A 25,845-nucleotide genomic window follows, 5' to 3' on the forward strand; every position below is an offset into this window, starting at 1 on the left:
GCCGCCCTTTCCCGTCAAAATCGGGTCCGTTTCGGGGACAGGACTCGCGCCTGTCACGAAGCCTCCATAAGCTGGCACGATCGGTGCCGACGATCCGGCGCATGATCGGGAGGCTTTCGCGATGATCCGGCCGCTGTTCCTTGCCCTGTTGTCCACGTCGCTGGTGTCGGGCGCGCCCGCCGCCTCTCAAACGGGGAAGGCGCGTGTCACCCTACCACCCGCGCCCGCCATCGTTACGATGGCCTCGCCCGCGCCGTCATCGCGCCTATTGCTGCAATGGATACCGGGCCCGGTCACCTGCGACGGCGTGAGCATCACCGGGGCGACGATCCGGCGGCCATGGAATTTGCTGGGCTGGAGCGGTGCGAGCACGGCCGACCGCGCGGTCACGCTGCGCTTCGACATCGACCAGGCCGGCCGTGCGGTGTCGGTCATGCGCGACAGCCCCGACTTCGTCCCCTATGCCAACGACATCGCGCCGGCGCTGGTCGCCAGCCGCTTCGCGGCGAATGGCGCGCACCGGGACTGCCGTATCACCTATAGCTCGCGCGCGACGCCGCTCGACCGCGCGGACGTGCCCGAACTGATGTCCTACACCATCCATCCGCAATCGGGCGCCTTGCCCAAGGAAGGCTGGCTGCGCATCCGCTCAGCCGGCGGCACTTGCCAGGACGATCCGCAGCCCCAGCCGCTGGTCCGCGTCCTGCCCGATTTCGAAAAGCTGCCCGCCACGCCCGGCGCGCGCGACTGGTCGATGGTCCGCTATGACCTGGACGCCAAGGGCAAGCCGGTGGGGGCCACGCTGCTGACCGGCACGGCCAATCCCGCGCTCGACGCCGCCGCGTTGAAGGCTATCCGCGCCTCGCGCTTCACCGGTGGCCCGCGTACCGGTTGCTTCTATCCCTTCTGGCGCGCGCCGGCCACGCTGCCCGCCCCCGACATGCCCGAGGCGATCCGCGACACCAAGGTCGCGGGCAATTGCCCCGACGCGCATGACTGGGCGACGCCGCCGCAACTCCGTTTCCCCGAACCCTTTCGCCGCCGTTCGATCGAGGGATGGGCGGTGGTCAGCTATGACGTCGCGCCCTGGGGCGAGTTGGGCAATCTGAAGGTCATCGCCGCACAGCCCGCGAGCGATTTCGGCGAGAGCGCGATCGCCGTGCTGCGCAGCGCCCGCTTCAAGGTCAACGCGCAGGGCTATACCGGCTGCGTCGACCGGGTGCGGTTCAACATGGGGCCGCACAACATGCCCGCCCCCGATGCCCCGGAGGCACCCCCGCCGGTCTATTAAAGGGCTGATTCCTCTCCCCTCCCCTTCAGGGGAGGGGGCGGGGGTGGGGCGCTTCCGCAAACCATGAGCCCGTCGAGAGGCCCCACCCCAACCCCTCCCCTGAAGGGGAGGGGCTTACGAACCCACCCGCCCCACGAAAAAAGGGGCCGGAACGCTTGGTCGCGCTCCGGCCCCTTCCCTCTCGACCTATGGCAGGATCAGCGCGTACCGGCGGCGGCGCGGGCGTCCTGGCCGTCGCCTTCGGGGGCGGCGACGATGTCACGGGTGGTCGCGCCCTTGTCGACGACGTTGGTCGCCGGATCGCCGACCGAGGAGCGGATGCCAGCATCGGCGGCGTCGCCACCGGCATTCTGCACCAGGCCATATTCCGACTGGCTGCGCGCCGCCTGACCGCCGAACAGCGCGTCCAGCGTCTGCTGCTGGCCACCGCGCGTCTGCACGGGCGCGGCGCCCGGCTGCGGCGGGACCAGCGCGAAGTCGGGCGGGATCACCAGCGAGGGCTGGCGCGCGACGGCGAATTCGTCGGGACGCGCCCGGTCCAGGCCACGCCCGGCCCCACATCCCGTCAGCAACGCGGCGCAGGACAGACCTGCGATGACGGGCACCAACTTACGCATTGCTCTTCTCCACGGGAGCGGGCCGGTCGCGCACGAGAAGCGCGCGCGCCAGCAGAACCAGAACGCCTATCGTAATCGCTGCGTCAGCGACATTGAAGACCAAAAAGGGGCGCCATTCGCCGAAGTGCAGATCGGCGAAATCGACGACATAGCCGAAGCGCACCCGGTCGAGGATATTGCCCAGCGCGCCACCCAGCACACAGCCCAGCGCGACCTGATCGACCGGATTGCGCTCACGCGTCATCCAGAAGGCGACCGCCAGCGCGATCGCCCCGGTCATCGCGACCAGCGCCCACCGCGAGGCGTTGCTGTCGGCGGTCAACAGCCCCAACGAAATGCCGTAATTGGGCACGAAGCGCAGGTTGAAGAAGCTGGTGATCTCCCGAACGTCGCCCAGCGCGCGCAAGGACAGCGGTCCGGTCACTGCCCATTTGATGAGTTGGTCGACGACGAACAGGATCGCGGCGGTCGCCAGACCGCGGGCGGGCAGCTTAGCCATGGGCGACCACCCCGGCACAGCGTCCGCACAGTTCGCCATCGGCCGCGACATCGGGCAGATGCCGCCAGCAGCGGCCGCATTTGTGATAATCGGTCCGCGTGACGCCGACCGTGTCGGCCACCGCGACATCGGCGACGATGAACGCCTCGGCCAGCCCCGGCGCGTCGAGCGGCAGCGACGGCACCGTCACCTCCGCCTCGTTGGATGAACGGATCGTCTTTTCGCGGCGCAGCGGCTCGATCGCCTCGGTCACCTGCGCGCGCAAGGACCGGATCTCGGCCCAACGCGCCATCAGCGCCTCGTCCTCACCCAGCTGCGGCAGTTCGGGCCATTCGAGCAGATGGACCGAACCATCCTCCGACGGATAGCGCGCCTGCCACACTTCCTCGGCGGTGAAGCACAGGATCGGCGCGGCATAGCGGACCAATGCGTGGAACAGGATGTCGAGCACGGTGCGATAGCTGCGACGCTTCGGATCGGTCGCGGCGTCGCAATAGAGCGAGTCCTTGCGAATATCGAAGAAGAAGGCCGACAGGTCCTCATTCGCGAAATCGGTCAGCGCGCGTAAGTAACGGTTGAACTCATAGGCCTCGGCCGCACGGCGCAGCTCGGTGTCGAGGGCGGTCAGACGGGCCAGGACATAACGCTCCAGCTCGGGCATCGCGTCGAACGAGATGCGCTCCTCGTCCGTAAACCCGTCGAGCGCGCCGAGCATGTAGCGGAAGGTGTTGCGCAGCTTGCGATAGCTGTCCGAGGCGGTGGCGAGCACCTCCTTGCCGATGCGGACATCCTCGAAATAATCGGTCGAAGCGGTCCAGATGCGCAGGATGTCGGCACCCGACTCGCCGATGATCTTCAGCGGATCGACGACGTTGCCCAGCGACTTGGACATTTTGCGGCCCTGCCCGTCGAGCGCGAAGCCATGGGTCAGCACCGCGTCGTACGGCGCACGGCCGCGCGTGCCGCAGGATTCGAGCAGCGACGACTGGAACCAGCCGCGATGCTGGTCCGACCCTTCGAGATACAGGTTCGCGCGCGTGCCCTCTCCGTACCGCGCCTCGATCACGAAGGCATGGGTCGAGCCGGAGTCGAACCACACGTCGAGGATGTCGTTGACCGGCTCGAAATCGGCCAGATTGTAATCGGCACCCAACAGCGCCTGATGATCGGCCGTGAACCATGCATCCGCCCCGCCTTCGCGGAAGGCCGCGATGATGCGGGCGTTGACCGCCTTGTCGTTCAGATATTCGCCGGTCTGGCGGTTGACGTACAGCGCGATCGGCACGCCCCAGGCGCGCTGGCGGCTGATGACCCAGTCGGGGCGTCCCTCGACCATCGAGCGGATACGGTTGCGGCTGCGCTCGGGCACCCAGCGGGTCCGCTCGATCGCGTCGAGCGCGGTCTGGCGCAGCGTCGCGCCATTGCCCAGCGGCACGGTGAGGAGCGGCGTCACGCCCGAGATCGGGTCGACCTGCGCCATCGCCATTTCCGGCACCAGCGTCGCATCGGCGCGGTCCATCGGGATGAACCATTGCGGCGTGGCGCGAAAGATGACCTTGGCCTTGGAGCGCCAGCTATGCGGATAGCTGTGCTGGAAATCGTCCGAGGCGGACAGCAGTGCACCGACTTCGCGCAGGTCCGAACAGATCGGGCCGTCGGCGGCGACGAACTTCTTGTTGATGACGCTGCCCTGGCCGCCCAGCCATGCCCAGTCGGGGCGATAGGTGCCGTCGCCCTGCACTGCGAAGACCGGGTCGATGCCGTGCGCCTTGCACAGCAGGAAGTCGTCCTCGCCGTGATCGGGCGCCATATGGACCAGGCCCGTACCGGCGTCGGTGGTGACGAACTCACCCGGCAAGAAGGGACGGGGCTTGGCGAAGAAACCGCCCAGCTTGTGCATCGGGTGGAGCGCGGTCGCGCCCTCCAGCACCGGGCCCTTGGCCAGCGCGATGAAGCCCTTCATCGAAATGCCGGTGCGCTTGGTGAAGGCGGGCAGCAGCGGCTCGGCGACGAGGTAACGACGCCCGTCGCACTCGAAGTGCAGATAGTCGATCGCCTCGCCATAGCTCAGCGCCTGGTTGACCGGGATCGTCCAGGGGGTCGTCGTCCAGATGACCGCCAGCGCGCCGACCAGATCGGGATATTCGGGGCAGCTTGCCACCTCGAACCCGACATCGATCTGGGTCGAGACGATGTCTTCATATTCGACCTCGGCCTCGGCCAGCGCGGTCTTTTCGACCGGCGACCACATGACCGGCTTGGCGCCGCGATAGAGTTGACCCGATTCGGCGAACTTCAGCAGCTCGCCCGCGATCACCGCCTCGGCGTCATAGGTCATGGTCAGATAGGGGTTGGCCCAGTCGCCCATGATGCCCAGCCGCTCGAACTGCGCCTTTTGCGTGCCGACCCAGGTGTCGGCATAGGCACGGCACTCGGCGCGGAACTGCGCGACGGGCACCTCGTCCTTGTTCAGCTTCTTGGCGCGGTACGCCTCCTCGACCTTCCACTCGATCGGCAGGCCGTGACAGTCCCAGCCCGGCACATAGGGCGCATCCTTGCCCATCAGCGTCTGCGAGCGGACGATGATGTCCTTCAGCACCTTGTTGAGCGCATGGCCCATGTGAATGTCGCCATTCGCATAAGGCGGACCGTCATGCAGGATGAACCGCTCACGCCCCGCACGCTCCCGGCGAAGGCGGTCGTACAGCCCCATTTTGGCCCAGCGATCCAGAATCGCCGGTTCCTTGGCGGCAAGCCCCGCCTTCATGGGGAAATCGGTCTTCGGCAGGAAGACGGTGTCGCGGTAATCGGGCGCGTCGGTCATAGGGGACACGCCCTTAACGACTTTAGGTTAACACGTCATGCCGGATTATGCGACGCCGGCATGTGGGCCAGTATCGCCCTGGCACGCGCGCAATCGGCGTCCATCTGCGCGACCAATGCGTCGAGCGTCTCGAACTTCGCCTCGGGCCGCAGATACTCGATCAGCTCGACCGACAGGCGCTGTCCATAGAGGTCGCCTGCGAAGTCGAAGAAATAGGGCTCCAGCAATTCCTTAGGCGGATCGAATTGCGGCCGGATGCCCAGATTGGCGGCACCGTCGAGCACCCGCCCGTCCTCCAGGGTCCCGCGCACCGCATAGATGCCGTACGCGGGGCGCAGATATTCGCCCATGTCGAGATTGGCGGTCGGATAGCCGATGGTGCGGCCCAGCTTGTCGCCATGCTGCACCACGCCTTCGATCGTGAAGGGCCGGGTCAACAGCCGCGCGGCCTCGCGCGGTTCGCCGGCGGCCAGATATTGGCGGATGCGGGTCGACGACACCGTCTCGCCGTCCAGCGCCACGGGGGCGACCGCGTCGCTCGAAAAGCCCAGTTCGCGTCCCCATTCGCGCAGCGTCGCGACCGTCCCGCTGCGCGCCCGGCCGAAGGTGAAGTCCTCGCCGGTCACCACGCCGCCGATCTTGAGGTCGCCGAGCAGCCGTTCCTCGACAAAGGCGCGCGCGCTCAGCGCGGCGAGCGCGGCATCGAAGCGGAACACCATCATCGCATCGACCCCGGCGGCGGCGAACAGCCGCGCGCGCTGGTCGAGGCTGGTCAGGCGAAAGGGTGCGGCGTCCGGCTTGAACAGGCGGACGGGATGCGGATCGAAGGTCGCGACCAGCGCCGGTCGCCCCTCGGCGCGGGCGCGCGCGACGGCGGCCCCGACCACCGCCTGATGACCGAGATGAAGTCCATCGAAATTGCCCAGCGCGACGATCCCGCCGGCCAGCCCGGGCGGAAGCGGGGTCGCGCCATCGAGACGCTGCATGACCGCGCGCTATAGCAGGCCCGATCGAATTGGCTAGGCGCGCGACACCACCCGGTTGCCCTGCCCGGCGCTGGCGATGGCGCGAAACGCCTCGGCCCGGTCGAACATGTCCTGCATCGGCACCCCCATGCCCGCCGCCACCCCCGCCGACAGGGTGACGACGCCGATCGGCTCACCCGAACCGCGCAGCCGCAGCGTGCGCGCCAGCATCGCCGCACGCGCCTCCTCCATCATCAGCGCCAACTGCGCCAACGGCCGCCCGCGCAGCAGCAGGACGAACAGATTGTCCTCCCACCGGATGATGTCGACACCCTGACAGCTCTGCCGCAGCGTCGCGACGAAGGTGCGCAGCACATTGTCCGCCACCGACCGGCCATAGCGCGTCTCGATCACGTCCAGATCGTCGAGGCCACAGGTCGCCAACGCATAGCCGTGCGGCTGATCGGGCAGCTCGGCGATCAGCCGGCGCGCGCCGGTCTGGCTCATCACCCCGGTCAGCGGATCGACATCCGGGTCGCGCGGGGCGGTTTCGATCCGGTCGCGCAAGGTTGCGATACTGCCCGACAGCTCGGCCAGATCGCGTTCGGTCCGGGCGATGCGCGCAATCAGCTGTTCAAGCAGCGCGGCGACGTCCGTCGTGCCGTTCGCATCGCCTTCGCCCCGTTGCGCGCGGGACAGCGCGGCCATGTCGCTGGTGAAATCGCTGGTGATCTGCCGCGCGTCGCTGGTCAGCGATTCCAGCCGCTCGGCCTGAACGCCCAGATCGCGCTGCCAGGCACCGTGCCCCTGCCCCGCCTCCTCATGCGCGCGCAGCAGCGGACGGAGCGCGGCGACATCCTCGGTCGTCAGGCGGACGCCGCCATCGGTGCGCCGTGCGACCTCGCGGCCCAACGCGCTGTCGGGATGGCGGATGGCATAGAGGACGACGGCGCGATTGTCGGGACCCTGGTCCAGCCGGTGCCGGTCGAGGAACAGCGCGGCCTCCTGCTCGGCGTCCCAGCCCTGCTCGGCCTCGACATCCGCCCGATCCGCCCCCGACTGCGCCTCACCCCACATCATCCGGCCTTACCGCTCGATTGGTACATCGGCGCATCCGATGGCTGCGCTGATGCGTGTCAGAAGCAGCTGTATGTGGCTTGCCGACACAATTGAAGCGGCGCCGGCCAGGAATCGTGGTTAACGGCTCATGGTTTCACGAGCGAGACAAAGGCATGGCCCGGCCGATCGCCCTCGGCGGGATGCGCCTCACGCGCGAGCTCGCGCCAACCGGTGAAGGCTGGGACCACCGCATCGCCCTCTGGCGCGGCATCGATCTCGGTCAGCTCGATCCGGTCCGCGCAGGGCAGGAACAGTGCGAAAATCTCCGCGCCGCCGATGATCGCGACCTCGCCCGGGCCGGCGAGCGCCAGCGCGGCGTCGACGTCATGCGCGACCTCCGCCCCCTCGGCGGCCCAGTGCGGATCGCGGGTCAGCACGATATGCCGCCGGCCGGGCAAGGGCGCGGGAAAGCTCTCGAAGGTCTTGCGGCCCATGATCATCGGCTTGCCCATGGTCTGCGCCTTGAAATGCTTCAGGTCGGCGGGCAGGTGCCAGGGCAGCTTGCCGTCGCGCCCGATCACGCCGTTGCGCGCGCGGGCCAGCACGAAGACGATCATATCGCCACCGCCGCCTTGATATGCGGCTGCGCGACATAATCGTGGAGCACGAAATCCTCGAGCGCATAGCCATCGATCGCGTCGGGCCTGCGCGCGATCTCCAACCGGGGGAGTGCGCCCGGCTCGCGGCCGAGCTGCGTCTTCGCCTGTTCGAGATGGTTGAGGTACAGGTGGCAATCGCCGCCGGTCCAGATGAACTCGCCCACCTCCAGATCGCATTGCTGCGCCAGCATATGGGTCAGCAGCGCATAGGAGGCGATGTTGAACGGCACGCCCAGAAAGATGTCGGCCGAGCGCTGATAGAGTTGCAGCGACAGCCGGCCATTGGCGACATGCGTCTGGAACAGGCAATGGCACGGGGCCAGCGCCATGGCGTGCAGGTCGCCGGGGTTCCAGGCCGACACGATCTGGCGGCGCGAGGCGGGCTGGGTGCGGATCTGTTCGATCAGCTCGGCGATCTGATCGATATGGCGGCCGTCGGCGGTCGCCCAGTCGCGCCATTGCTTGCCATAGACGGGGCCGAGATCGCCCGCTTCGTCGGCCCATTCGTCCCAGATGCTGACCTTCTGCTCCTGCAGCCAGCGGACATTGGTATCGCCGCGCAGGAACCACAGCAACTCGACGATGATCGAGCGCAGGTGCAGCTTCTTGGTGGTCAGGACCGGAAAGCCCTTGGCCAGATCGAAGCGCATCTGGTGGCCGAACACCGACAGCGTGCCGGTGCCGGTCCGGTCCATCTGCTGCACACCCTGGGTCAGCACCCGGTCCATGAGGTCGAGATATTGGCGCATGGCCGGGGCGTAGCGCTGCGGCCATCGTGTCGCAAGCGGAGGCGTCTGCCGCTGCGCCGGCGCGCGCGATGCGGCAGGACCGGTCGTGCCCCCCTCAGCCCACCCCGCCCTCCGCATCGTGACGCGCCACGACGCCGAGGCGCTGTTCGCCGGACTGTCGGGGCGTGCGGTCGAGGCGGTGGGCGTCGCCTATCTGGGTCCGGAACGGAGATTGTTGGGCTTGCGCCACATCATCGGCCATGCCGACTCGGCGACGGTGCCGATCGCCCGCATCGCACGGGACGCGATCCTGCTATCGGCGCAGGCGGTCCTGATCGCGCACAACCACCCCGATGGCGATCCCCGCCCCAGCGCCGCCGACCTCGCACTGACCCGGCGGCTGGCACAGGGCCTGGACATATTGGGGGTACGGCTGCTCGACCATCTGATCTTCGGCGGCGGCGCTCGCGTCGCTAGCCTAAGGGATATGGGCGCGATTTAGGGCAGGATGACGTCAGTTTGACCCAATCCGTCATTGCGAGCGTCGCGAAGCAATCCAGAGCGTCTTGCCCGGACACTGGATTGCTTCGCGACGCTCGCAATGACGAAGCCATCTCATGTCATCTTTCTTTAGGGCTGATCGACATTTGATCTATTCCTCCCCTGCAAGGGGAGGTGGCAGGCCGCAGGCCTGACGGAGGGGTGTCACCGTTGGCGAGATCGGCCTTTACTCACGACCGGGGACACCCCTCCACCATCCTTTGGATGGTCCCCCTCCCCTTGCAGGGGAGGAATGAAGGCAGCCTTGTCTGGCTGTCGATATGGCAATGGCGGGGGCAAAACGCCCGCTCAGAAGCTGAACCGCACCCGCCCGACGATGCGGTCGCCCGAGTGACGCGCATCGGCCAGTATCAGGATCGCGGCCTCACGCTCGGACACGTCGGTCCCGACATAGTCGAGGCCCAGCGTCACCGGTCCGGTCACATGCTCCACACCCAGCCGCCAGTCCGTATAGTCGCCGTCCGGCCGCAAACGTGCGGCGCGGAAGACCTCGACGGTCTTGCCCGTGGAATGGCCGATGCCCGCCAGCAGGGTCCAGGGCGTGCCCGGCACCCCGGCCCGCGCGCCGGCATGGAGATAGAGATTGTCGCCACCGATCGCGTCCTGCGACGGCGCGTAATCGGCACCCGCATCGACCTGAACCGGCCCCAGCGTATAGGCGGCGGAGGCACCCAGCTCGACATAATCGGCGTCGAACTCCGCGCCGGCGAAGAAGTGACCGGTCACCCGGCCGCGCACGCTGACCGGGCCGACCATCGTGCCCGCCCCGAGGCTGAGATCCCCGACCGCGCCCGCGCCGCCATGGCGGGGTGATTCGCGCAGCGCGACGATCCGCCCGCTCGCCTCCAGCACCCCGCGCGTGACGAAGATGTCGGCGGAGGGCGACACCTTGCCCTCGCTCCAGCTCAGGCCGCGACGATTCTCATCGCTGTTCAGCTCGACGCCGATGACGGGACGATCCTGCGCCAGGGCAGGAGTGGCGAGAGCGAGGGATGCCAGCAACAGGCCGGCGGGGTACGCGATACGCAAAGGGTTTCTTATCCTTCTCGGGTTTCGGGGTGCAGACGGTCCATTTCGGCGCGCAGCGTCGGATGGTCTTCCTGCGCCACCGCCTGCAGATGGTCGTGCAGCGCGTCGCGGCGCTCCGCCACTTCCTGCGCGATAGCTTGGCGGCTGGTGCTGCACCAGCCCGGACGGCTGCCCTCGATCACATTGTCATGCGCCGCGCTGCGGCTGAGCGTCGCGCCATTGGTCGCGCGCGCCTCGCGGTGGACGGTCATGTTCGCCGACCACAGACAGCGCAGCGTCGAGGGGCGGCCACCGGTGGTCACTGCGCCGATCTGCTTGTGCGTCACGCCGACATCGGCGCGATAATGGACCGCGACCGGTCCGCTATGATGGTCGACCTGCGTCCGGTGCTCGATTGCACCGTCAGACGCCACCGCCGCCCCAAGCGCGAGCCCGGCGATCAAAAGCGTGTTCATCCTTGTCTCCTTCATGCGGTGCCCCGACCCATGCTGGCCGGTGGCCTATCGACACCGTGCGGAGTCGATACCCGATCAATGCATGACAAAGCTGTCAGGTTGCAAATCTGTCACCGCAACGGTGACTTAATTGCCCTTCATCCGGCACGGACGGATCGCGCCCGGTTCGGGGCGGGGGCCGGTGGCGCGGAAGGTCGCCAGATAGCCGCCGGCGGAGGGCATGCTCTCGATCGAGACCTGGGTGAAGCCGACCGCCTCGAACTCGCATTTCAGCAGCGCGGGCGGGGTGCCATGCGCGCGCGTCGCCCGGTCGGCATCGACCACCACGACCAGCCCGTCGGGCTTCAGTGCCGGATGGAGCCGCCAGAGGAATTCATAGGGCTGCCCGATTTCATGATACATATGCACCATCAGCACCCGGTCGAAGCTGTTGGGCGGCAGCTTGGGATCGGCCGCCTCGCCCAGCTTGACGCTGACATTGTCCAGCCGCTCGCGCGCGACGCGCTCGGCCAGCCGGTCGCGCCAGGCGGCGACGATGTCCTCGGCCAGCACGCGGCCTTCCTTGCCGACGCGCTGCGCCAGGCGGACGGTGTAATAGCCCTCGCCCGCGCCGATATCGGCGACGGTCATGCCCGGCCGGATCTTCGCCCGGTCCATGACCTGATCCGCCTCGCGCAGCCGGTCGCGCGCATCCTCGCTCGACCAGCGCGACGACACGACGTCCGCCACGGGGCGATCTGCCGCCGGGAAGGGGCCGGGCTTGTCGTCATCGGCCTGCTGGTTGATCAGCGGCTTCGAGCCGTCGCAGCCGGCCATCGCGCCTCCCAGCGCGAGGAGCAGCGCCACCGCCAGCATCGATCCCGCCCCCTGGCTACGCATCTTAGTCGACATCCTCCACCGCGACCGCCTCACCGGTCACGCGCTGCGACAGGGCGGCGGCCATGAAGCTGTCGAGATCGCCATCGAGCACATCGCCCGGCGCGGTCGAGGTGACCCCGGTGCGCAGGTCCTTCACCAGCTGATAGGGCTGGAGCACGTACGACCGGATCTGGTGGCCCCAGCCGATATCGGTCTTGGTCGCGTTCTCCGCGTTCGCCACCGCCTCGCGCTCGGCCAGTTCGCGCTCGTACAGGCGCGCGCGCAGCTGGTTATAGGCCTCGGCCTTGTTCTTGTGCTGCGAACGCTGGTTCTGACACTGCACCACGATGCCGGTCGGCAAGTGGGTGATACGCACCGCCGAGTCGGTCGTGTTGATGTGCTGACCACCCGCACCCGACGCACGGTAGGTGTCGATGCGCAGCTCGCTCTCGTTGATCTCGACCTCGATATTGTCGTCGATCACCGGATAGACCCAGACACTCGAAAAGCTGGTGTGGCGACGCGCGGCGGAGTCGTAGGGGCTGATCCGCACCAGCCGGTGCACCCCCGATTCGACCTTGGCATAGCCGTATGCGTTCTCGCCCTTGATCAGCAGCGTCGCCGACTTGATCCCGGCCTGTTCGCCCGCATGATAATCGACCAGCTCGACCTTCATGCCGCGCCGCTCGGCCCAGCGCGTGTACATGCGCTGGAGCATCCCGGCCCAGTCCTGGCTCTCGGTGCCGCCCGCGCCGGCGTTGATTTCCAGATAGGTGTCGTTGGCGTCGGCCTCGCCGGCCAGCAGCGCCTTGACCTTGTCGGCCTCCGCCCGCTTGGCGAGATCGCCCAAGCTGGTGACGGCCTCCTTCTCCAGTTCCTCGTCGCCCTCCATCTCGGCCAGCTCGATCAGCTCGACCGTGCCCGACAGCTCGTTCTCGATGGCGCGGGTGGCGGTGATCGCCTCGTCCAGGCGGCGACGCTCGCGCATCACGGCCTGGGCCTGTTTGGGGTCGTTCCACAACGCCTGGTCCTCGACGCGCGCGTTCAGCTCGTCCAGGCGGCGCAGCGCGCGGTCCCAGTCGAGGAAGCGGCGCAGCAGCTCCAGGGCGTCCTTGATCGTGTCGACATGAGCCTGCGCTTCAGCGCGCATGAATATTCTCCGAATCGGTCGTGCGTCCGCCAAACCGGCGGAAAAACGTCATATGGGAAGCGGGCTAGTAGATTCCGCCTTCCCTTTGCAAGAAATCGCTGTCGCGCGGCGGCGCGGGCGTCGCCGGGCCGCTGGGCGTGGCGGCCGCGGTGGTGGCGGCCTCGACGTTCCGGCGCGCACGGCGGCGCGGCTCGCTCTCGGGCTTGAACGCTTCCCAGATCACGGCGGGCTTGGGATCGTTGCCGGTCGGGAAGGTGCCATAGACCGGCCGGCCGCTGGCGCGGTCGATCCGCACCATGCGGATGCCCGGCGCCGCGCGGAAGGGCAGCTTCTCCAGCCCCTCATAAGCCTTTTCCGCGAACTGGCGGAAGATCGGCACCGCGATCGTGCCGCCCTGCGCATAGCCGCCCAGCGAGCGCGGATGGTCATAACCAATATACAGGCCGCCGACGAATTGCGGCGTGCCGCCGACGAACCACACATCGGTCGGGCCGTTGTTGGTGCCGGTCTTGCCGAATATCGGCCGGTCGAGATCGCGCAGACCCGTCGCCGTGCCGCGCTGAATCACGCCCTCGGTGATATGGACCATCTGATAGGCGGTCATCGCGTCCATCACCTGGCGCTGGTGCGAGACCGGCCGCGGCATCGGCTTGCCGTCATAATCGGCCATGTTGCACCGGTCGCAGGCGCGCCAATTCTCCGGCCAGATCACCTTGCCGTGCCGGTCCTGCGCGAAGTCGATCAGCGAGGGATCGCCGCCGCGCCCGTTATTGGCGAGGATCGCATAGGCGTTGACCATCTGCGACACCGTCGTCTCGCCCGCGCCCAGCGCATAGGACAGATAGGCCGGGAAATCGCCGATCCCCATCTGCTTGATCATGGCGACGACGTTCTTCATCCCCACCGTGGCGGCGGTGCGCACCGTCATCAGGTTGCGCGATTGCTCGATGCCCCAGCGCATGGTGTGTGGGCCCGCGCCCGCCGAATTGCCGAAGTTGCGGAAGCATTTGGTGCCCAGATTGGCACCCTGATCGACGCAGAACGGCCCGTCGACGATGATCGAGGCCGGCGTCATGCCATGGTCGAGCGCGGCGGAATAGACGATCGGCTTGATCGTCGAGCCCGGTTGGCGCTGCGCCTGGGTGGCGCGGTTGAACGCCTGGAGCCGCGCGTCGAAGCCGCCCTGCATCGCCAGCACGCGGCCACTCGCGGGTTCCTCGACGACGAAGCCGCCCGAGATGCGCGGCACCGAGCGCAGGCCGAAGCCGCTACCCTGCGGCGCGACCGCGACGATGTCGCCCACCTTCAACGCGCTGAACGCGGTCGCCGCCGTGCCCCGGCGCGGCATCTGCGCGGCCGCGCGCGGCAGGCTGCCGGTGCGGCCATTGGCGAAGCCGATCGTCGCCTCACCCGTGTCCTTGGCGGTGACGATGCCGGCGCGCCAGTCGCGATAGTCGAGGCCGATATTGGTGTTGAGCAGCGCCTGCTGCCAATTGTCGCCGTCCAGATCGACATGGCGGATCGGCCCGGACCAGCCGCGCCCGCCCTCGAACCGGACGAGGCCGTCGCGCAGCGCCTCGGTCGCCAGATCCTGCAGGCGCTTGTCATAGGAGGTCCGCACCCACAACCCGCCCTCATAGACGCTGTGCGGTCCGCTCTGCGCATTCTCGCCAAACTGCTTGATCAGCTGGCGGCGGACCTCCTCGACGAAATAGCCGCCGACCTGCGCATATTTGGGCGTGCGACGCAGCACGGTGCCCAGCGGCTCGGCCATCGCCGCGTCATATTGCGCGCGGGTGATGAAGTTGTTGTCCAGCATCTCGCGCAGCACATAGGCGCGGCGCTCCAGCGCGCGGTCGGGATGGCGGATCGGGTCGTAGTTGGACGGGCCCTTGGGCAGCACCGCCAGATAGGCCATCTGGCCGAGCGTCAGCTCGTTCAGTTCCTTGTCGAAATAGGCATGCGCCGCCGCCTCGACGCCGAAGGCGTTGCGGCCCAGCGCGATCTGGTTGAGATACAGCTCCAGGATCTGCGGCTTGGTCAGCGTCGCCTCGATCTTGTACGCCAGGATCGCCTCGCGCACCTTGCGCGTCGGCGAATAGGCGTTGCCGATCAACAGGTTCTTGGCGACCTGCTGGGTGATGGTCGAACCGCCGCGCGCGCGCCGGCCGCTGCCGAATTTCTTGGCATAATCGAAGACCGCGCCCGCCAGCCCGGGATAATCCACGCCGCCATGCTCGAAGAAGCTCTTGTCCTCCGCGGCCAGAAAGGCGCGGACGAGCAGCGGCGGATATTCGCTGAACGACAGCTCGACCCGGCGTTCGCGCGCATAGGACTGGATCGGCGTGCCATCGAGCCCACGCACATGGGTCGGCAAAGGCGGCTCATAGGCCTTGAGCGCATCGACCGAGGGCAGGTCGCGCATGAAGACCAGCCAGAACACCCCCGCCCCGATCGCGACCAGCAACGCGAGCGCGGCGAGCGCCTTCACCCACCAACGGCTCCACAGCCGCCGGCGCGGGGTTTCGGGGGATTCGGACGGGTGGGTGGGATCGACGGCCATGGCTTTGCGCCGGCCCGTGTAGCAGGTTCGCCCCGGCTTGCCACCCGCCTTACCGATCGTTGGGCGTTACCCCTTATGCGGTTCGTCGCGCGCATCGTCCGGCGATGCAAAGCGCGCGCCCACATGCGCCTCGCCCCGCGCTGCCGCCAACCGCTCCTGCCGATGCCGCTCGGCATAGGCGGCCAGCCGCTCCGCATCGCGCGTGCCGTGGCAGGCGGGACAGCTCACCCCCTCGACATAAAGCGGCGAGGCGCGATCCTCGGGGCTGACCGGCATGCGGCAGCCATGGCACAGCGCATGGCTCCCTGGTGCCAGCCCATGCCCCACCGCGACGCGCGCATCGAAGACGAAGCATTCGCCGTTCCAGCGGCTTTCCTCGGCGGGCATCGTCTCCAAATATTTCAGGATGCCGCCATCGAGGTGGAAGACATCCTCCACGCCTTCGGCCTTCAGGAAAGCGGTGGCCTTTTCGCAGCGTATGCCGCCGGTGCAGAACATCGCCACCTGGGCCTTGCCCGCGAGCAACTCGTCGCGGTGGTCACGGAACCAGGCGGGGAAATCGCGAAAGCTCTTCGTCCCCGGATCGACCGCACCGTCAAACGTCCCGATCGCGACCTCATAATCGTTGCGCGTGTCGATCACGACGGTCTTGGGATCGGCGATCAGCGCGTTCCACTCCGCCCCCGCGACATAGGTGCCCACCTCCCGAGTGGGGTCTATGCCGTCGACGCCCATCGACACGATCTCGCGTTTCAACCGCACCTTCATCCGGTGGAACGGCATCGCCTCGGCGGTGGAGTCCTTATAATCGAGATCGGCGCACCCCGGCAGCGTGCGGATATGTGTCAGCAGCGCCTCGATCCCGTCATGCGTGCCGGCGATGGTGCCATTGATGCCTTCGCTCGCCAGGAGCAGCGTGCCGCGAATGCCATTGGCCTCCGCAACCGCCAAAAGGGGTTCGCGCAGCGCGGCGGGGTCGGGGAAGGTGGCGAAACGGTAAAGGGCACAGACGCGGATCATCTGGCGGCTTTAAGCTTTCCGCAACGGCGAAGCCAGACGCCAGACCAATCTCGCCATTTCATCCAAAACGATGCCAATGCGGACAATTGGGACCCAGAAGCTCACAATCTAGCAAACTCTAGAAATAATACCCGCCCTCTTTCCGTTGAGCAATTCCTAAAACTACGATAGGCTTCCGAGACCGAGCACAACAATGATTCTCATACATATGTATAGCTCGGCAGGGAGAAGGCGACATGAGGAAGCTGAAGCTTGCCATTCTAGCCACGATTGCGATCAGCGCGACCGCCGCAGCGCAATATGACGACTACCATTACGTCAAACAATATTACAGCGACGGATCGCGTACACGGGTCGTAGGCCAGGAAACTTTCTATTGCAGTGGAGAGATTGAGACATCAGGGACCACATCCCCCTATTATCGATATTTCAACGGCATGTGTCCCTGAAAATGTTTTCGATGCGGCGGACCCTAGTTCGTCGCATCGACTCGCTCGTGAGATGATCGCTCAGGCGGCTGTTGATGACGTCACCGCGACGCCATCCGCCGCGCGAAATGCACTTCGACCGCCTGGAGGACCGCCTGCGCGATCCGTTTCTGCCCGTCGCGGCTGTCGAGGAAGGCCGCGTCCTGCATGTTGGAGATATAGCCCGTTTCGAACAGGATCGAGGGCATGTCGGGCGCCTTCAGCACCATCAGCGAGGCCATGCGGTGGAAGCTCGGCTTGACCGGGATCAGCGGCTGCGCCTCGCGGCCCAGGAGCCGCGCGAAGCTGGCCGAGGCGTTCATCGTTTCGCGCTGGGTCAGGTCGATCAGGATCGAGGACACATCGCTGTTGCCGCCCAGATCGACGCCGGCGATCACGTCGGCCTTGTTCTCGCGCGCCGCCAGTCGCGCGGCCTCCTTGTCGGAGGCGACGTCGGACAGGGTATAGGCGGTGGCCCCGCGCGCCTCGCCCGCACCGGCACTGTCGCAATGGATCGAAATGAACAGATCGGCATGCAGACGCCGCGCGATGTTGTAGCGCTCGCGGTGGAGGATGTAGCGGTCGTCCTCGCGGGTCAGCGCGGCGCGCACGCGGCCGCTCGCGACCAGCGTGTCGCGGATCGCCCGGGCGATGGCCAGCGTCACGTCCTTTTCGCGCAGGCCCGTCTGCGGGTTGATCGCGCCGGGATCGACCCCGCCATGCCCGGCATCGATGACGACCAGCGGCCGGTCGTCGGCCCCGCGGACGCGCGGCAGCGGCAGGGTGCGCGTCGCGGTAGGCACCGGCACCGACAGCGTATAGCTGGGCTTGCGCGACTGGAAATGGAACGGGAAGAAGTCGAGCGCGCCGGTGAAACTGGCCTGGGTATAGCCGCGCTTGAGCGGCTTGAGCGTCAGCGACAATTGCCGGCCATCGCTGTCGAACCCGCCGTCGAAGATCGTCGCATCCTCGGCCAGGTCGAAGCGCAGCCGGGTGACGCCGGGCATGACCACGCTCTGGGTCAGGGTGCGTACCGCCCCCTGGTCGATCGGCGCCGGCCCCTTGCCGCCCGGTGTTGCGCCGACCACGTCGACCGCGATGCGGCGCGGTTCGTTCAGCATGACGCTGCGCGCGCGCTTGACCGGCGAATCGAACCGGATGATCACCTGCGCGCCGCGCACGAACACCTTCTGCACCTTGGCGGCAAAGGCGCTGACGGGGGCGAACACCCCGAGCAGGATGGTGAGCAACATCAACACGGCCCGGCTGTCATGCCGCGCCCGGCGACTGCCGGTCCAGCGAAAAGCCATTACGCAAACCCCTTTTGACGATCCTGGGATCGACAGCACAGGGGCTAGACCCGTGAGCGTCACGGGGGTGTTTCGGCCCATGGTTAACCGGCAATTCGGCATTTTTTCGCCGGCAAAACGGCGATTCGCCGCCTGTTGCGCAAAGCGTGTCGTGATGCTAGCAATCAACGCGGACCCCGGCCTCGATCACCTCTCCCAAACGATCGGGGACGGGGCCATCCTTCCAAGGCCCAGGAACGCGACGCATGATCGCGCGCGGGGCCAACCAGGTTGACGCTCGCATGACGCATATGATCCACCCCGCTGACCGACCGGCCCCTGCCGGCGGGATCGCGGTGTCGTGGGTCCGCACCGGCCCCGTCGCCGGCGCTGCGGCTGCGACGGCCACACACGCCGTTTTGACCAGCGGACCGGCGCCTCGCGCCGCCGCCCACCTTATTTACCGCGCGCGACGGCAGCCTCGAGGCCCGGCGCGCGCGTGGAGACTTCATAATGACCACGCGTATGCTGATCGACGCACGCCACCGGGAAGAAACCCGCGTGGCCGTCGTCAAGGGTAACCGGATCGAGGAATTCGACTTCGAGTCGGCCGAGCGCAAGCAGCTCAAGGGCAATATCTACCTCGCCAAGGTGACCCGGGTCGAGCCGTCGCTGCAGGCGGCGTTCGTCGATTACGGCGGCAACCGTCATGGCTTCCTGGCCTTTTCGGAAATCCACCCCGACTATTACCAGATCCCCAAGGAAGATCGCGAAGCCCTGCTGCGCGAAGAGGCCGAGCATGCCGCCGAAGAGGCAGCACTTCGCGCTGAGCTCGACGCCGAGGATGATGAGGATCATGACGGCGAGGATCATGACGATCATCACGCCGACGACCATCACGACGATGAGGACGGCGAGGGTGCGCCGCGCCCGAAGAAGTCGACCGTCAATGACGACCAGGTCGAGGCGCTGCGCCAGCGTCGCCAGAATCTGCGCCGCCGCTACAAGATCCAGGACGTCATCCATCGCCGTCAGGTGCTGCTGGTCCAGATCGTCAAGGAAGAGCGTGGCAACAAGGGCGCGGCGCTGACGACCTACCTGTCGCTGGCCGGTCGTTACTGCGTCCTGATGCCCAACACGAGCCACGGCGGCGGCATCAGCCGGAAAATCTCGAACGCGGCCGACCGCAAGCGGCTGAAGACCATCATGGCCGAGATGGCGCTGCCCTCGACCATGGGCTGCATCGTCCGTACCGCCGGTCTCCAGCGCACCAAGACCGAGATCAAGCGCGACTTCGATTACCTCGCCCGCCTGTGGGACGGTATCCGCGAAAAGACGCTGCATAGCTCGGCGCCGGCGCTGATCTATGGCGACAGCGATCTGATCAAGCGCGCGATCCGCGACATCTATAATCGCGAGATCGAGGAAGTCATCGTCGAGGGCGAGGAAGGCTATCGCCAGGCGAAGGACTTCATGCGCCTGTTGATGCCCGCGCATGCCCGCCGGGTGAAGCAATATGCCGACGCCGTTCCGCTGTTCCAGCGCGCGCATGTCGAGGATCAGCTCGCCGCGATGTACAATCCGGTCGTCCAGCTGAAGTCGGGCGGCTATCTGGTCATCAACCCGACCGAAGCGCTCGTCTCGATCGACATCAACTCGGGGCGTTCGACCCGCGAGCATAATATCGAGCAGACCGCGACCGCGACCAACCTGGAAGCCGCGCAGGAAATCGCGCGCCAGCTCCGCCTGCGCGACATGGCGGGTCTGGTCGTCATCGACTTCATCGACATGGACAACAACTCCAATGTCCGGAAGGTCGAGAAGGCGATGAAGGAGGCGCTGAAGAACGATCGCGCCCGCATCCAGGTCGGCCGCATCTCGTCCTTCGGCCTGATGGAAATGAGCCGCCAGCGCCTGCGCACCGGCGTGCTCGAAGCGTCCACCCGCCCCTGCCCGCATTGCGAAGGGACCGGCCTGGTCCGTACCGCCTCGTCCTCGGGCCTGTCGGCGCTGCGCCTGATCGAGGACGAGGCCGCGCGCGGTCGCGGCTCGATCCTGACGCTGCGCGCCAGCCAGGAGGCGGCCGTCTATGTGCTGAACCGCAAGCGCGCCGACATCGCCGAGATCGAGGATCGCTACGGCGTCACCGTCGAGATCATCCCCGACCGCGAGGAAGAGGGTGCGCGCATGACGGTCGAGGCATCCGGCCCGCCGCCGGCCTATGCGCCGAAGATCGACACGCTCCTGCCCGTCGAGGAGGATGAAGACGATCTGATCGACGAGGTCGAGGAGGAAGAAGAGGACGAGGTCGAAGAGGAAGCGACCGAAGCCCGTGCGCCGCGCGAATCGCGTGACGAGGGCGAAGGCGGTGGCCGCAAGCGCCGTCGCCGCCGTCGCGGCCGCCGCAACCGTGGCGATGCCGAGGGTGGCGAACAGGCCGAGGGCGAAGCCACGACCGACGACGCCGAGTTCGACGAGAATGACGCGGAAGACGCGGCTGAGGACGTTGCCGAGACCGCCGAAACCGTCGAGGGCGAACAGGCCGAGCCGCGCGAAGGCGGTCGCCGCCGTCGTGGGCGTCGCGGTCGCCGTGGTGGTCGCCGCAGCGAGAACGGCACGAACGACGCCGGCGAGTCGGTGAACGAGGCGGCGGCTGACGCCGGCTCGGACGACGACCAGGCCGAAGCGCCGCTGTCGATCGAGGAGCCGATCGAGGCGGGCGACGCCGCACCGGTGACGACCCCGCTCGCGGTGGCCGAGGCCCAAGCCACGGACGCGCCCAAGACCCGCCGCCGCCCCCGCGCCCGCAAGGCCGCACCGGTGGTGACCGAGGCGACCGAGACTCCGGTCGAGGCCCCCGTGGCCGAAGCGGCGCCGGACGCCCCTGCGGCCGAGGTCGAGGCAGAAGCGCCGGCCAAGCCGAAGCGCGTCCGCAAGAAGGCCGCCCCCAAGGTCGCCGCCGAGCCGGCCGCCGAGGACGCGCCTGTCGAAGCGGAGGCTCCTGCCAAGCCCAAGCGCACCCGCAAGAAGGCTGCGCCCAAGGCGGCGGCCGAGCCGGTCGCCGAGGAAGCACCCGCGCCTGCGGAAGCCGTGACCGCCGACGAACCGGCGGAAGCGGAAGCGGACGCCGAGGCCCCGACCAGCGAGACCCCGCGTCGCGGCTGGTGGCAGCGGACCTTCGGCGCCTGATCGCCCGAACGGTGTGAATGAAGACGCCCTCCTTCCCCAGCGGAAGGAGGGCGTTTTTCGTTGGGGGCCTCCCTATGGCGGGAGGCGACGCCAGACCGTGATGACGTCGTATTGAATCAACGCGAGCCCCTCCCCTTCAGGGGAGGGGTAAGTTCGCTTCACGCATCCCGCTCTCGGAACGAGCCCACCCCCATCTCAATCCTCCCCTGCAAGGGGAGGTGGCAGGCCGAAGGCCTGACGGAGGGGTGTCACCCTCTCGAGAGCAGGACACCCCTCCGACGCGCTCACGCGCGCCACCTCCCCTTGCAGGGGAGGAATAATCGGGCGGTCTAAATCGCCACCATCTTCTGCGACGTCGCACATAGGGATCGCTGTCCGTCAACCGACGCCACCGGCATCACACCTCCGCCCGTCTCGCGCAGCCCGACCACGCGGTAGCGGTGCGCGATACCGCCCTGCTCCACCCAGGTGAGCCAGAGCGTCCCGACCTTGAAGCCCTGAATGAACCGCATCGTCGGTCCCTTGGCAATACCGCCAACATCGGTCGCATTGAAGACGCTGCCCACCTCGGAGACATTGCCGCCCGCCGCTGTCGTCAGCGCCGCCCGGACCGTCGGTGGCAGATCGGCGAGGCGGCGGATCGCGCGCTGGTCAGGTCCCAGCCGACAGACGGAGACCGGTGGTGGCGCGGCATCGATGGCGATCATCATCTTATCCTTTCCGTTCGCCCGGCGTTCAGCCATCGGCTGGCAGAGGCTATCCATCGCGGGGTCCCGTGCAAAGCCGGTTGTGTATGGCCCCCGACCCGTCGATAGAGGAATCATGAAGCGTCTGATCGCCGCCTTCGCCGCCACGGCCGTCCTCTGGGCGCAGCCGGCGGCCGCGCAATCGATCCTGCGCGATGCCGAAACCGAAACCATGTTCGCCGAGATGGCCGCGCCGATCATCAAGGCCGCCGGGCTGTCGCCGCGCACCGTCAAGATTGTCTTGATCAACGACGATTCGATCAACGCCTTCGTGGCGGGCGGGCAGATCGTCTATGTCCATTCGGGGCTGCTCCAGGCGGCGGACAATGTGAACGAGGTGCAGGGCGTCGTCGCGCACGAGCTGGGCCATATCGCCGATGGCCATGTCGTGCTGGGCGATGCGGCGATGAAGCCCGCCATGGGCATGTACCTGCTGTCGATGGTGCTGGGGCTGGCCGCGATGGCGGCGGGCGGCGGCGAGGCGGGCGCGGGGATCATGGCGGCGGGCCAGCAGGCGGCGATGGGCAAGGTCCTGTCGTTCAGCCGCGCGCAGGAATCGACCGCCGACGCGGCCGGCGCCAAATATCTGAACACCGCCGGCATCACCGGCAAGGGGATGCTGAGCTTCTTCAAGAAGCTGCAGAACCAGGAATATCGCTACGGCTACACCAATATCGATCCGTTCGCGCAGACCCACCCGCTGTCGAGCGATCGTATCCAGGCGCTGACCGCCGATCTCCAGGCCGCGCCCGCGTGGAACAAGCCGGTCGATGCCAGATTGCAGGAGCGCTTCCTGCGGGTGAAGGCCAAGCTGCTCGGCTATGTCGGCTCGCCCGAGACGACGCTGAACAAATATCCGGCCAGCGATCAGTCGGTCTATGCGCATTATGCCCGCGCCTATGCCTATCACAAGGCGGGTTACCCGGACAAAGCCGATGCCGAGGCCAATGCCCTGATCGCGCGCGATCCGCACGATCCCTATTTCCTCGAAATCCAGGGCCAGATCCTGCTCGAGTCCGGCAATCCGCAAGAGGCGCTCAACCCTTTGCGCGAAGCGACGATGGTGTCGGGGCAGAATGCGTTGATCGCCACGACCTTCGGCCACGCGCTGATCGCGACCGAGGACAAGCGCCATCTGGCCGAGGCGGTGAAGGTCCTGAAGGTCGCGGTGCAGCGCGACGAGGACAATCCCTTCGCCTGGGTCCAGCTCGGCACCGCCTATGAGCAACTAGGCGATACGCCGCGCGCCGCGCTCGCCACCGCCGAGCGGGCGAGCATGATGGGCGACAACCGCACCGCCATTCAAAGCGCGCGCTATGCGCTCGCCAACCTACCCCCCAACACGTCCGAATGGATTCGGGCGCAGGATATCGCGATGACCTCTGCCGACGCCGAAGCCGGAACCAAGAAGAAGCGCCGCAAATGAGCGTGAAGGCATTGGCCGCGGTCGCGGTGATCGGCGGCCTGATCGGCGGCGGCGCGGCGATCGGCATCCAGCAGCTCGCCGCCCCGCACGGCGTTCAGGGCGAGGCGGTGCGCGCCTATCTGCTCGATCACCCCGAGGTCATCCCGGAGGCGATGCAGCGCCTGCAGGATCGCGAACAGGGCAAGGCGGTGGCGGCGATCGGCGCAGACCTCACCAAGCCGTTCGGCAATGCCTATAGCGGCAATGCGCAGGGCGACGTCACGCTGGTCGAGTTCTACGACTATAATTGCGGCTATTGCCGGGCCAGCCTGCCGCTTTTGAAGCAGTTGACCCAGGCCGATCCGAAGCTGCGCATCGTCTATCGCGAGCTGCCGATCCTGGCCCCGTCGAGCAAGGCGGCCGCGCGCGCCAGCCTGCTCGCCGCCAATCAGGGCAAGTTCCCCGCCTTCCACGACGCGCTCTATGCCGGCGGGCCGGTCAGCGACGCGACGATCGCGGCGGCGGCGAAGACCGCCGGGGTCGACATGACCAAGATGGCGGCGTTCCAGCCGCAAGCGGATGCCGAGATCGCGCGCAATCTGGAGGCCGCCGGGCGGCTGGGCCTGACGGGTACGCCGAGCTGGATCGTCGGCAACCGCATCCTGTCGGGCGCGTTGCCGCTCGAACAATTGCAAAAGGCCATCGCCGACGCCCGAAACGGTTGATAAAGCGGCGGTCTTCACACGGGGGACTGCCGCATGACCGACCCGATCCTGTCCGTCGAGGGCGTGACCAAAACCTATAAGGGCGGGGTCACCGCGCTCCAGCCCGTCGATCTGGAGATCCGGCGGGGCGAGATCTTCGCGTTGCTCGGGCCGAACGGTGCCGGCAAGACGACGCTGATCTCGATCGTGTGCGGCATCGTCACGCCCTCGGCCGGCGCGATCCGCGTCGACGGGCATGACGCGCTGCGCGACTATAAGGGCGCGCGTCGGAAAATCGGGCTGGTGCCGCAGGAATTGTCGGTCGACATGTTCGAGCGCGTCATCGACACGGTCAATTTCAGCCGGGGCCTGTTCGGCCGCGCGCCCAACCCCGCCTATGTCGAACAGGTGCTGCGCGACCTTTCGCTATGGGACAAGCGCCATGCCAAGCTGATGGAACTGTCGGGCGGGATGAAGCGCCGCGTGCTGATCGCCAAGGCGCTGAGCCACGAACCTGACCTGTTGTTCCTCGACGAGCCGACGGCGGGCGTCGATGTCGAACTGCGCCGCGACATGTGGAAGCTGGTCCACCGGCTGCGCGAGCGCGGCGTCACCATCATCCTGACCACCCATTATATCGAGGAGGCCGAAGAAATGGCCGACCGGGTGGGCGTGATCGCCAAGGGCAAACTGCTCCTGGTCGAGGAAAAGGCCGAGATGATGAAGAAGCTCGGCAAGCGCGAAATGGTGCTGACGCTGGCCGAGCCGATGGCGACGATCCCGCCGGACCTCGATGAGTGGAACCTGACGCTGGAGGATGAGGGCAAGCGCCTGCGCTACATCTTCGACGCGCGCGCCGAGCGGACCGGCATCCCCTCGCTGCTGCGCAAGCTGGGCGACATGGACATCGGGTTCAACGATCTGGAAACCTACAAATCCTCGCTGGAGGATATCTTCGTCGATCTGGTCGAGGGGACACGCGCATGAACCTGCATGGCATCTGGTCGATCTATCGCTTCGAAATGGCGCGCTTCCGGCGGACGGTGTGGACCAGCCTGATGGTGCCGGTGATCACCACGACGCTCTATTTCGTGGTGTTCGGCACCGCGATCGGATCGGCGATGAATCAGGTTTCGGGCGTGCCGTACGGCGCGTTCATCGTGCCGGGCCTGATGCTGCTGTCGATCTTTTCGGAGAGCATCCTGAACGCCAGTCTGGGCATCTACATGCCCAAGTTCACCGGCACGATGTACGAAATCCTGTCCGCGCCGCTGTCACCGATCGAGACGGTGCTGGGCTATGTCGGGGCGGCCGCGAGTAAGTCGATGGTGATCGGGCTGGTGATCCTGGCCACCGCCTATCTGTTCGTGGACCTCAGCATCCTGCATCCGGTCGCGATGGTCTTCTACCTGCTGCTCGTCGCGGTGACCTTCTCGCTGTTCGGCTTCGCCATCGGCATCTGGGCGCGCGGGTTCGAGCAGTTGCAGGTTATCCCACTGTTGATCGTCACCCCCCTCACCTTCCTGGGCGGCGCCTTTTATTCGGTGACGATCCTGCCCGAGCCGTGGCGAACGGTGACGCTGTTCAACCCGGTCGTGTATCTGATCAACGGCTTCCGCTGGACCTTCTTCGGCACGTCGGACGTGACGCCCGGCGTCAGCCTGGGGGTGACGGCGCTGTTCCTGCTGGCGTGCCTGGCATGGATCGGCTGGATCTTCCGCACCGGCTGGCGACTGAAGAACTAACGTCTTTCCTCCCCTGCAAGGG

At 67.1% G+C, this 25,845-nt stretch carries 23 protein-coding genes; 8 read left to right on the forward strand and 15 right to left on the reverse strand.

All coding sequences use genetic code 11. From position 1 onward, the window contains the following. The first annotated feature begins 121 nt into the window (after nucleotides 1-121). Complete coding sequence (locus tag ACQHGV_RS12790) at nucleotides 122-1,291, forward strand: TonB family protein (protein WP_440978468.1); 1,170 nt, start codon at nucleotides 122-124, stop codon at nucleotides 1,289-1,291. A 197-nt stretch (nucleotides 1,292-1,488) separates the two neighbouring features. On the opposite strand, the gene ACQHGV_RS12795 is transcribed toward ACQHGV_RS12790, so the two are convergent. From ACQHGV_RS12795 to ACQHGV_RS12825, 7 genes are all read right to left on the reverse strand, one after another. Further along, nucleotides 1,489-1,908, reverse strand: a complete 420-nt coding sequence (locus ACQHGV_RS12795; RefSeq protein WP_183950240.1) for a DUF3035 domain-containing protein — start codon at nucleotides 1,906-1,908, stop codon at nucleotides 1,489-1,491. After that, the gene (gene lspA / locus ACQHGV_RS12800) at nucleotides 1,901-2,407 is read right to left on the reverse strand and encodes a signal peptidase II (RefSeq protein ID WP_440978469.1); all 507 of its coding nucleotides are present in this window, start codon (nucleotides 2,405-2,407) and stop codon (nucleotides 1,901-1,903) included. The genes ACQHGV_RS12795 and lspA overlap by 8 nt, the downstream gene beginning before the upstream one ends. Next, nucleotides 2,400-5,231 carry an isoleucine--tRNA ligase gene (gene ileS, locus ACQHGV_RS12805; protein WP_440978470.1) on the reverse strand — a complete coding sequence of 944 codons (2,832 nt, stop codon included), beginning with the start codon at nucleotides 5,229-5,231 and terminating at the stop codon, nucleotides 2,400-2,402. The genes lspA and ileS overlap by 8 nt, the downstream gene beginning before the upstream one ends. Before the next feature lie 35 nt (nucleotides 5,232-5,266). Then, entirely contained in the window at nucleotides 5,267-6,217 is a 951-nt protein-coding gene (locus ACQHGV_RS12810; protein ID WP_183950237.1) for a bifunctional riboflavin kinase/FAD synthetase, read from the reverse strand. Between the two features lie 33 nt (nucleotides 6,218-6,250). Next, entirely contained in the window at nucleotides 6,251-7,276 is a 1,026-nt protein-coding gene (locus ACQHGV_RS12815) for a GGDEF domain-containing protein (RefSeq protein ID WP_440978471.1), read from the reverse strand. Between the two features lie 125 nt (nucleotides 7,277-7,401). After that, nucleotides 7,402-7,872 (reverse strand): dihydrofolate reductase, encoded by a 471-nt coding sequence (locus ACQHGV_RS12820; RefSeq protein WP_440978472.1) that lies wholly within the window; start codon nucleotides 7,870-7,872, stop codon nucleotides 7,402-7,404. Continuing rightward, nucleotides 7,869-8,663 (reverse strand): thymidylate synthase, encoded by a 795-nt coding sequence (locus ACQHGV_RS12825; protein ID WP_440978473.1) that lies wholly within the window; start codon nucleotides 8,661-8,663, stop codon nucleotides 7,869-7,871. Before ACQHGV_RS12825 ends, ACQHGV_RS12820 begins: the two co-directional genes overlap by 4 nt. Before the next feature lie 85 nt (nucleotides 8,664-8,748). On the opposite strand from ACQHGV_RS12825, the gene ACQHGV_RS12830 reads away from it, so the two are divergent. After that, entirely contained in the window at nucleotides 8,749-9,144 is a 396-nt protein-coding gene (locus ACQHGV_RS12830) for a JAB domain-containing protein (protein ID WP_440978474.1), read from the forward strand. 347 nt (nucleotides 9,145-9,491) lie between these two features. Here the strand turns inward: ACQHGV_RS12830 and ACQHGV_RS12835 are convergent, their stop codons facing one another. The 6 genes from ACQHGV_RS12835 to trhO all read right to left on the reverse strand — a co-directional run bounded on the left by ACQHGV_RS12835 (nucleotide 9,492) and on the right by trhO (nucleotide 16,278). Continuing rightward, a complete protein-coding gene (locus tag ACQHGV_RS12835; protein WP_440978475.1) occupies nucleotides 9,492-10,232 on the reverse strand; it encodes a TorF family putative porin in 741 nt (246 codons plus the stop codon). A gap of 8 nt (nucleotides 10,233-10,240) precedes the next feature. After that, nucleotides 10,241-10,687, reverse strand: a complete 447-nt coding sequence (locus ACQHGV_RS12840) for a hypothetical protein (protein ID WP_440978476.1) — start codon at nucleotides 10,685-10,687, stop codon at nucleotides 10,241-10,243. Between the two features lie 126 nt (nucleotides 10,688-10,813). After that, nucleotides 10,814-11,542: a class I SAM-dependent methyltransferase gene (locus ACQHGV_RS12845; protein ID WP_440980207.1), complete on the reverse strand. Its 729-nt coding sequence runs from the start codon at nucleotides 11,540-11,542 to the stop codon at nucleotides 10,814-10,816. A 25-nt stretch (nucleotides 11,543-11,567) separates the two neighbouring features. Then, nucleotides 11,568-12,695: a peptide chain release factor 2 gene (gene prfB, locus ACQHGV_RS12850; protein WP_183950231.1), complete on the reverse strand. Its 1,128-nt coding sequence runs from the start codon at nucleotides 12,693-12,695 to the stop codon at nucleotides 11,568-11,570. A 64-nt stretch (nucleotides 12,696-12,759) separates the two neighbouring features. Next, nucleotides 12,760-15,258 carry a penicillin-binding protein 1A gene (locus ACQHGV_RS12855; RefSeq protein ID WP_440978477.1) on the reverse strand — a complete coding sequence of 833 codons (2,499 nt, stop codon included), beginning with the start codon at nucleotides 15,256-15,258 and terminating at the stop codon, nucleotides 12,760-12,762. 66 nt (nucleotides 15,259-15,324) lie between these two features. Next, nucleotides 15,325-16,278 (reverse strand): oxygen-dependent tRNA uridine(34) hydroxylase TrhO, encoded by a 954-nt coding sequence (gene trhO, locus ACQHGV_RS12860; RefSeq protein WP_440978478.1) that lies wholly within the window; start codon nucleotides 16,276-16,278, stop codon nucleotides 15,325-15,327. A gap of 236 nt (nucleotides 16,279-16,514) precedes the next feature. On the opposite strand from trhO, the gene ACQHGV_RS12865 reads away from it, so the two are divergent. Then, a complete protein-coding gene (locus ACQHGV_RS12865) occupies nucleotides 16,515-16,727 on the forward strand; it encodes a DUF6289 family protein (protein ID WP_183950228.1) in 213 nt (70 codons plus the stop codon). A gap of 80 nt (nucleotides 16,728-16,807) precedes the next feature. Here the strand turns inward: ACQHGV_RS12865 and ACQHGV_RS12870 are convergent, their stop codons facing one another. Beyond that, nucleotides 16,808-18,055, reverse strand: coding sequence for an N-acetylmuramoyl-L-alanine amidase (locus ACQHGV_RS12870; protein ID WP_440978479.1), 1,248 nt, complete (start codon nucleotides 18,053-18,055; stop codon nucleotides 16,808-16,810). A 504-nt stretch (nucleotides 18,056-18,559) separates the two neighbouring features. On the opposite strand from ACQHGV_RS12870, the gene ACQHGV_RS12875 reads away from it, so the two are divergent. Further along, nucleotides 18,560-21,223, forward strand: coding sequence for an Rne/Rng family ribonuclease (locus tag ACQHGV_RS12875; RefSeq protein WP_440980208.1), 2,664 nt, complete (start codon nucleotides 18,560-18,562; stop codon nucleotides 21,221-21,223). Nucleotides 21,224-21,552: 329 nt separating this feature from the next. Here ACQHGV_RS12875 and ACQHGV_RS12880 read toward each other — a convergent pair whose 3' ends face one another. Continuing rightward, nucleotides 21,553-21,933, reverse strand: coding sequence for a hypothetical protein (locus ACQHGV_RS12880; protein WP_440978480.1), 381 nt, complete (start codon nucleotides 21,931-21,933; stop codon nucleotides 21,553-21,555). 112 nt (nucleotides 21,934-22,045) lie between these two features. On the opposite strand from ACQHGV_RS12880, the gene ACQHGV_RS12885 reads away from it, so the two are divergent. From ACQHGV_RS12885 to ACQHGV_RS12900, 4 genes are read left to right on the forward strand one after another with little or no spacing between them, the layout of a single operon-like run. Further along, on the forward strand, nucleotides 22,046-23,395 hold the full coding sequence (locus tag ACQHGV_RS12885; protein WP_440978481.1) for a M48 family metalloprotease: 1,350 nt from the start codon (nucleotides 22,046-22,048) through the stop codon (nucleotides 23,393-23,395). Further along, entirely contained in the window at nucleotides 23,392-24,099 is a 708-nt protein-coding gene (locus ACQHGV_RS12890) for a DsbA family protein (protein WP_183950224.1), read from the forward strand. Before ACQHGV_RS12885 ends, ACQHGV_RS12890 begins: the two co-directional genes overlap by 4 nt. 33 nt (nucleotides 24,100-24,132) lie before the next feature. Then, nucleotides 24,133-25,065 carry an ABC transporter ATP-binding protein gene (locus ACQHGV_RS12895; protein WP_440978482.1) on the forward strand — a complete coding sequence of 311 codons (933 nt, stop codon included), beginning with the start codon at nucleotides 24,133-24,135 and terminating at the stop codon, nucleotides 25,063-25,065. Next, the gene (locus tag ACQHGV_RS12900) at nucleotides 25,062-25,823 is read left to right on the forward strand and encodes an ABC transporter permease (RefSeq protein WP_183950222.1); all 762 of its coding nucleotides are present in this window, start codon (nucleotides 25,062-25,064) and stop codon (nucleotides 25,821-25,823) included. The genes ACQHGV_RS12895 and ACQHGV_RS12900 overlap by 4 nt, the downstream gene beginning before the upstream one ends. Nucleotides 25,824-25,845 lie beyond the last annotated feature (22 nt).

It is taken from the genome of Sphingomonas pseudosanguinis, assembly GCF_052056765.1.
Lineage (GTDB): Bacteria > Pseudomonadota > Alphaproteobacteria > Sphingomonadales > Sphingomonadaceae > Sphingomonas > Sphingomonas pseudosanguinis.